This is a genomic window from Poseidonibacter sp. (assembly GCF_041821165.1).
Classification (GTDB): Bacteria; Campylobacterota; Campylobacteria; order Campylobacterales; family Arcobacteraceae; genus Poseidonibacter.
Genome location: NZ_JBGUES010000184.1, coordinates 1 through 4,537, shown reverse-complemented (window position 1 = coordinate 4,537; position 4,537 = coordinate 1). Strand labels below are relative to the sequence as shown.

5 protein-coding genes are annotated in these 4,537 nt (G+C 25.1%); all 5 read left to right on the top strand.

Annotation, left to right across the window (positions count from 1 at the left end; translation table 11 throughout):
• Positions 1-85: 85 nt before the first annotated feature.
• On the top strand, positions 86-1,798 hold the full coding sequence (locus ACERKK_RS11490; protein ID WP_373773218.1) for a molybdopterin-dependent oxidoreductase: 1,713 nt from the start codon (positions 86-88) through the stop codon (positions 1,796-1,798).
• Positions 1,785-2,966 carry an MFS transporter gene (locus tag ACERKK_RS11485; protein ID WP_373773217.1) on the top strand — a complete coding sequence of 394 codons (1,182 nt, stop codon included), beginning with the start codon at positions 1,785-1,787 and terminating at the stop codon, positions 2,964-2,966. The genes ACERKK_RS11490 and ACERKK_RS11485 overlap by 14 nt, the downstream gene beginning before the upstream one ends.
• Positions 2,957-3,181 (top strand): hypothetical protein, encoded by a 225-nt coding sequence (locus tag ACERKK_RS11480; RefSeq protein ID WP_373773216.1) that lies wholly within the window; start codon positions 2,957-2,959, stop codon positions 3,179-3,181. The genes ACERKK_RS11485 and ACERKK_RS11480 overlap by 10 nt, the downstream gene beginning before the upstream one ends.
• 91 nt (positions 3,182-3,272) lie before the next feature.
• Positions 3,273-3,836 carry a flavin reductase family protein gene (locus ACERKK_RS11475; protein ID WP_373773215.1) on the top strand — a complete coding sequence of 188 codons (564 nt, stop codon included), beginning with the start codon at positions 3,273-3,275 and terminating at the stop codon, positions 3,834-3,836.
• 156 nt (positions 3,837-3,992) lie between these two features.
• The coding region (locus ACERKK_RS11470; RefSeq protein ID WP_373773214.1) for a nitrate- and nitrite sensing domain-containing protein at positions 3,993-4,537 on the top strand (545 nt) is incomplete at its 3' end.

Genomic DNA, 4,537 nt, shown 5'->3' with positions numbered 1-4,537 from the left:
GATATTGCAGATTCAACACATATTTCTGCATATAAAGTTGAGTTAATTTTAGAAAATACAAAAACATTCTCAAGGTTGGTAAAAATTGAATTCAAATAAGAAAGTAGCTTGTCCTTTAGACTGTTATGATTCATGTCAAGCCCAAGTTATTGATAATAATATCAAAGGAAGTAAAGAACATTTTACAACTAATGCAAAATTATGCGTAAACTTTGCACAACTATTAAAAGAAGAAAATCTAAACTCTGCTAAGTTTAATAATCAAGATATTTCATTAGAAGAATCTCTTAATATTTTAAGTGATAAATTAAAACAAAGTGAGCCTTCAAAAACTTTATTTTATAAAGGAAGTGGAAACTTAGGTGTAATGCAAAGTGCTACTAAAAACTTTTTTTCACAATATGGTGCTACTTTAACAAAAGGTTCATTATGTGATGGAGGTGGAGGATTAGGAATACAGCAAGGTAGAGAAGCTGTAATAAATCCTCCAATACAAAATCTTTTAAATGCAGATATTATTATAGTTTGGGGACGAAATTTTTCTGTTACTTCTTCTCATATGTATGATTTAGTAAAAGATAAAACCTTTGTAACAATTGATCCTATTAAAACAGATATTGCAAAAAAATCAAAAATCCATATGCAAATTAATCCTAAAACTGATTATGAACTAGCATTACTTTTAACTAGATTTGCGCATATGCAAGATTTAGAAGATGAGGAGTTTTTAGAAGAGTATACAGAAGGTTCTGATTGGTTTTTTGATATATCAAGAAATAGACCTGTTGTTTCATATGAAGCAACAACAGGTGTACCCCTTTCATTAGTAAATGATTTTTTTGATTTAATAGAGAATAAAAAAGTTGCAATTATGCTTGGACTTGGAGTACAGAAGTATTTTGAGGGCGCACAAATAGTTAGATGTATTGACTCTTTTGCTTCATTTATGGGATACCATAATAAAGATGCTGGTGGATTATGGTATTTAAGTGATTCAAACTATGGATATGAAAAACAGTTTGAATTTAAAAATAAAAATAAAAATAAAAAAGTAGCACTACCTGAAGTTGATTTTTCTTTATATGATTTAGTATTTATTCAAGGTGCAAATCCTGTTGTAAGTGCTCCAAATACACAAAGTGTAATAGATGGTTTAAAAAAGAGTTTTGTAGTATGTTTTACTACAACAAATAATGATACTTGTGAATATGCTGATTTAATTATTCCTTCATCTTCTTTTTTAGAAAAGAAAGATTTTAGATTATCTTATGGTCATGAGTTTAAAGCAAAATCACAAGTTATAAATGAAGCTTCAAAAAATACTATTTCTGAGTATGATTTAGCTTCTTATTTAATGGAACAGTTTAATTTACAAGCTTTAAAAAATGAAGATGAAGTATTAGAGTATTATGAAAATAACATACCTAAAAGAGAAAACTTTGAAAACTTTGAATTTATAGAAGAAGTTGATATTGAACCTTTATATAAAAACAAAACAAGTGATAACTTTTATTTAATTACTGCAAAAAGTAAAACTTCTTTAAACTCACAGTTTAAAGTTGATAATTATGTATATTTAAACTCAACAAGTGGATTTAAAGATAATGATACAGTACTTATTTCTTCAAAATATGGTAAGGCTTCTTTTGAAGTTAAAATAAGTGATGATATAAAAGAAGAGTGTGCTTTCTTTTATGCAGGAAATAAATATACAAACTATTTAACTCCTAATAAAGTGGATGAAGAGTCATTTTCTGCTATGTATCAAGAGGTATTATTAGACATTGAATTATCGTAAATTATTTAAAGAACATAAGGTAATAAGAGATTTATCTTTAGTTCAATTTATTGCATATTTTGGAGCATGGTTTTCAAATGTTGCAATATACACTATGCTTGTTGACTTTGGTTCATCAAGCTTAGCAATTGCAACAGTAACTGCTATGCACTTTTTACCGGCTGTTTTAATAGCACCTTTTTCTGGTGCAATTATTGATAGATTTAAATTAAAGCCATTAATGATTTCTTTATTATTTATTGAACTTATTATGACTTTACTATTTTTAACTATTGATAATAAAAATGAAATATGGATGTTAATGATATTTATATTTATTAGAATGAGTGCGGGTTCGATGTTTTTTTCAACTGAAATGTCACTTCTTGCAAAACTTCTAAAAGGTAAGGCTTTACAAAAAGCAAATGAAATACACTCAATTATTTGGTCATTTACCTATGCAGCTGGTATGGCTATTAGTGGCTTATTAGTTAATTTTATTGGAATACAAGCTGCTTTTATTATTGATGCTATGTTTTTTTTAGTTGCAATTATTGCATTTATTAGAATTGATTTTGTTGTAAAAGCAAGTATAGTTCATGATAAAATCTTATTTTTAATTAAAGATGGTTTTTTATATATTAAAAACAATAAAATCATAATGCATTTAATACTACTTCATGCTAGTGTTGGGATAACTTCTTTTGATACACTAGTTACATTATTAGCAAAAAATGAATATAAATATGTTTTAGCTGTTCCATTAGTTTTAGGAATTACAAATGCAACAAGAGCTGTTGGTTTAATGATTGGACCTGTTTTAATTTCTAAATATGTAAATAAAGAGAATTTACACTATTTATTAGCCTTTCAAGGTTTAGCGATAATTTTTTGGGGATTAACACAATCTAATTTTTATTTTTCATTAATTTTTGTTTTTATTACAGGTTTATTTACTACCATTTTATGGTCTTTTACCTATGCACTATTACAAGAAAAATGTGAAGAAAAATATTTAGGTAGAGTTATATCTTACAATGATATGTTTTTTATGCTTTCATGCATTATAACTACCTTATTTATTGGATTAATGGCAAGTTTAACATCTCTTGCTATAATTACAATCCTATTAGGAATAGGGTTTATGATTTTTGCTTTTTATTACACAAGGATACTCAAATGGATATAAATGAAAAAGTTTTATTATTAGGAATATATAAAAAAGATGATGATGAAACATTAAATGATATTGTTTTAAAACTTGAAGCTAGTGGTCTATTTTCACTAAAAGAAGGTAAAAAATTATTAAAAAAATTAAAAAGAGAAGAATTTATTAATGATACTATTTTGACTTTAAAGGGTCAATTAATAGGAAAACAAGTAGAAGCAGAGTTTAAAATTTAATTAATATAAAAAAATTTAACTAATTAAAAATATCATCTTTTTATTTAGCAAGATTTCAATACATTTTACTACAAAAAACAAAGGGACTTAGATGATTTTAGATTATAAAGATATAAATGACTTAAATAGATATAAAATAATGTCAGATACTGTAATACCAAGACCAATAGCTTGGATTGTAACTGAAGATGAGGGTGTATTAAATGCAGCACCATTCTCGTATTTTATTCCAATTTCTACTAATCCTGCATTAGTAATTGTTGCAATTGGTGAAAAAGAAGCTGGTATTCCAAAAGATTCATTAGCAAATATTTTAAAAAATAAAAAAGCTACAATTTGTTTTGCAAATAAAGATAATGCACACCATGTACAAAAATGTGCAATTCCTTTAACAAAAGAAGAGAGTGAAATTTCAAAGTTTGAAATAGAGGTAAATGAAGTAATGGAGAACTTTCCTCCAATGATTTCATCATCTCAAAGTGCGCTTTTATGTGAATATTATGATACTGTAGATATTCCAGGTGTAACAACTCCTGTAATTTTAGAAATTAAACATCAGTATTTAGAAGATGGAAGATTAGATGAAAGATCTCATGTTCATGTTGATAATATTGGTAGATGTGGAGCAACTTTTAAAGCTTTAGTAGAGCTTTAATTATTATAGTTATAAAGTTTTCTTTATAACTATAAAATAATAAATAATTTATAAATAACCTACAAGTTACAGTATGGTTACAAAAAAATAACCTTTAATATCCTCTTTAAATACTTTTGATTATATTACGCCTAAAAGAAATACTTAGGGGTATATATGCATAAGTTAAAACTACAAAATAAAATTTTATTAATCCTGATTCTTCCTATTATTAGTATAATTATTTTATCACTAAACTCTTTATATACTAAAAATGAAGAGAAAAATAGTATGTATAAAATTCAATCTTATTTAGAATTTACAATAAAAGCAAATAATTTGCTAAGAGAGCTACAAAAAGAGAGAAATATTTCAATTAATTATATCTCTTCTTATGGTAATAGTTTTAAAAATGAACTATTAAATCAAAAAACTAAAACTGATTTAGAATTTAAAAATTTAGAAACATTTATAAAAGATTTTAATTCTTTACAATATGGCGAGGAATTAAATAAAAATATAGATATCTTTTTTAAACATATTAATAAACTAAAAGAAGAAAGAACAAAGATACAAACTATACAAATAGATGAAGATAGTATAAATATATATTATACAAATTTAATTAACCAACTTGTTACTTTTTTAGATGATTTAATTACCTTTTCTCAAAATGGTAAAGTTTCAAAATATTCTGAATCTTTTATTGCTTTAGTTAATAC

Excerpts from the sequence above, each read along its gene's own strand:
- ACERKK_RS11475 (WP_373773215.1), top strand. The coding sequence starts at position 3,273 with ATGATTTTAGATTATAAAGATATAAATGACTTAAATAGATATAAAATA.
- ACERKK_RS11480 (WP_373773216.1), top strand. The coding sequence starts at position 2,957 with ATGGATATAAATGAAAAAGTTTTATTATTAGGAATATATAAAAAAGAT.